This is a genomic window from Shewanella hanedai (assembly GCF_007197645.1).
GTDB lineage: Bacteria > Pseudomonadota > Gammaproteobacteria > Enterobacterales > Shewanellaceae > Shewanella > Shewanella hanedai.
Genome location: NZ_VKGK01000068.1, coordinates 1 through 3,094 on the forward strand (window position 1 = coordinate 1; position 3,094 = coordinate 3,094).

2 protein-coding genes are annotated in these 3,094 nt (G+C 37.5%); both read left to right on the plus strand.

The genetic code is table 11. The annotated features are described in order from the left end of the window. The first annotated feature begins 370 nt into the window (after window positions 1-370). Complete coding sequence (locus FN961_RS25560) at window positions 371-2,074, plus strand: RNA-directed DNA polymerase (protein ID WP_221936155.1); 1,704 nt, start codon at window positions 371-373, stop codon at window positions 2,072-2,074. Further along, window positions 2,071-2,832, plus strand: coding sequence for a hypothetical protein (locus FN961_RS25565; protein ID WP_144042961.1), 762 nt, complete (start codon window positions 2,071-2,073; stop codon window positions 2,830-2,832). Before FN961_RS25560 ends, FN961_RS25565 begins: the two co-directional genes overlap by 4 nt. Window positions 2,833-3,094 lie beyond the last annotated feature (262 nt).

Genomic DNA, 3,094 nt, shown 5'->3' on the forward strand with positions numbered 1-3,094 from the left:
CCCGTATGGTTACCGGGTAACATAGTACGCCTTAGTGGAGGCTTGAGCCGTATGCAGTGAAAGTTGCACGTACGGTTCTTAGGAGAGCGGCACTTGGTAACAGGTGCCGCTTATCCGACCATTGCGAGTTACAGGCGATAAGCAGCACAGATAAGTAACAAACAAATTGACCTACTTTTACTAATCGATAAATGACAGTTACTGATTACTTTAGACAAGACGTAAATATCAATGCTCACTTTTCAAGTATCCTTGCTCGTTTATTCAGTATCGCTCTGGTAGAGTGCTTATAAATCAATAGCTTTACTTTAGTAATACTTAAATAATAGGTTTATTAAATGTGCATTCGCGTTTTGCCAAAGGTACGCGGATGCAAACTATACAATGTTACTTTTCTTTGCCAGCACTGGCTGGCATCAAGCATAAAGGGAATTATATGAATTCAGTTAACGTTGATCATTTCAAGAGAGCCATAGATGATATAGGGGCTCATGGCGACAATGATATGTTACCATTTGATATTGAAACGGTTTTTTTATCAGCTACAAAAGATAAGTTGGCGCAAATAGCATTTGATTTTTTTGAACGTTTGGAAAAAGATGGGAAAAAAAACGCTAAGAACACTCTCAACTCAATCCAAATATTTAAAGAGAGGCTGTTATCTCCAACAGGTTCAAGTGGTTTTAGGATATCTACAAAAATACATCCTTTCTGGAATGTTTACCTTAATGGCATAGCCATAGCTATTGCAGAAAAAAACGAACAAAACAGAAGCCCAAATGCACATTCATATCGCTTTGATGATATGGGGCCAGGCTTTTTTGATAGAGATAGATCATGGCGAGCTTATAAAGAAGCGACTATCAAAGATCCTGCATTGAAAAGTAAAGGTGCTGTAGTCGTACAAACTGATATTTCTAGTTTCTATGAGCATATCTATCATCATAGGATCGAGAACTGTATTAACGATTTGTTTGGTGATAATTCAACCGTTTCTACACAGGTGGACAGGCTTCTGAGCCAAATATCTTCAGGTCGATCTTTTGGTTTTCCTGTCGGAGGGCAATGTTCAAGAGTACTCGCTGAGCTACTAATGACTTCTATAGACCAATTACTTACGTTATCTAATATTACGTGGCATAGATATGTCGATGATTTTACACTAATAGCTGATAGCCAAGCTGAAGCCTATAAAGCGATATCAATTCTCTCAAACGCATTGGCAGATTACGGGCTTTCACTCAATAGGTCGAAAACAACAATACTTAAAGGCCAACATTATGAAAACTTTGTTCATTCACAGTTATTTACTGATGACGATAATGCGAGCAAGTTAAAGAAAATTGATTTGCACTTCGATCCATATTCTGACAACGCTCATTCTGATTATGATGAACTTGCAGATACTGTAGAGCAGCTCAATGTACAAACATTACTTGATTTAGAAATCCACAAAAGCCAACCTGATACATTTTTAATAAATCAAATAAGTAGAACATTAAAGCTGCATGATCCAGCATTAGCACTCCAACTGTGCAAAACATTACTTTCTCCTGAAAATCTTCATTCTTTTAGAGGGTCTTGGTCAACAATTATTAAAGGTGTTATTTCACTTAGAGCAGATGAAAAATACTCAGGGATATATGTACTTCTTGACAATTTACTGGATAACATAATCTCTCATTCTGAGCATTTGTTATTACCTGAAGCGAATTGTCTGCACTATTTGCGCGCGCTAAGACTTTCAAGAACTAATACACGTGCTACATATGTGCATCAGAAACTACAAGACAGCACTTCTGAAACGATCAAGAGAGCATGCCTAGAGTGCATCAGAAGTTGGAAAGATAGACCTTCATTTATCCATGCTAGAAATAAATGGTCAAATCTAACACCTGAAGTTCAGAGAATGTTATGGCTTACTTCATTTGAATTCGGAGATGAAGGCAAGCACTTTAGGTTACAAGTTAAAAACGTAATTCACCGTTCGTGGGCATTAGGTATCGAATTGAAAGATAAGCCGTCATTTAGCGGTTCGTATGTGTCATGGGTCGAGGATATGGTGAGAAAATGAGATTTTTTAGATTACCAGTTAAAGACCCAAGAACTGTAGCTAGGGACATTCCTGGCATATGTGACCTACTATTTCCTCAGTTGTTACCAGCAATAGTTTCTCATTTAAATAGAGAGGCCCAGCCAATCCCAGGTTGTACCTATTTAGAGGAAAGTCTGATTGCTAAAATGACTACTAATGCAGCTATGCTATTTGAAGTTGCCTACGTTCGAGCAGAGCAGATACTTGAAGATAAGACTGAAGATTGGAACCAATGCTTAAACTTAGCTCTGAATAGACAGTCTAAATATTTTGATGCAGACCTGCCTGAAAAGTTAACCGAATATGATTTGTCTATTGCGAGTAAAACAGCAAGCAATCTAGTGAAATCAATTAGGTTTATTGAAAGTAAAAGCCAAAATATAAAAGCCATTCAATCACCTGTAATACCCGGATACCAATGGATTTCACAAGGGCATGGTGATTTTTCAGTTGGTACTACATTGATAGAAGTTAAATGTACTAGTAGAAACTTCTCATCATCAGATTACAGGCAAATCTTAATATACTGGTTATTAAGTTTTTCATCCTCTATAGAAGGTGGTTTAGAGGAGTGGAAGTCAGGAATATTGCTAAATCCTAGATTGAATAAATATATAGAGATTAATTTCGATGAGCTTATGAAAATTGCTGGTGCAGGAAGATCTAAAATAGAGATACTTGAACTATTTTCATCCCTTGTTGGAGATTATGGCTATAAACTTGGAAATCAGTCTTAAATATTATCGTATTTGTAGACGAAAACTATCAAGCAAATCATGGAGCCGCCTACAGCGTGCTTCATTTAGAGCTCACCGTTTGTCTGATTGCCATACTTTCCCTAATGATAATTATTACTTTCAGAGCTCAAGCTCTAGCTTGTTTCTGTCCGTGCGACCTGAGGTCGTATGAAGCGCTGTTCACCGCGATAAGAGTGAACCATCTGTATCACTAGATGACCCTAAGACTCTGAATAAAGCAGCGAGTCTGACAATGTAACGA

Bases quoted from the DNA above. Each gene is read 5' to 3' on its own strand.
- FN961_RS25560 (WP_221936155.1), top strand. From the start codon at position 371: ATGCAAACTATACAATGTTACTTTTCTTTGCCAGCACTGGCTGGCATC.
- FN961_RS25565 (WP_144042961.1), top strand. From the start codon at position 2,071: ATGAGATTTTTTAGATTACCAGTTAAAGACCCAAGAACTGTAGCTAGG.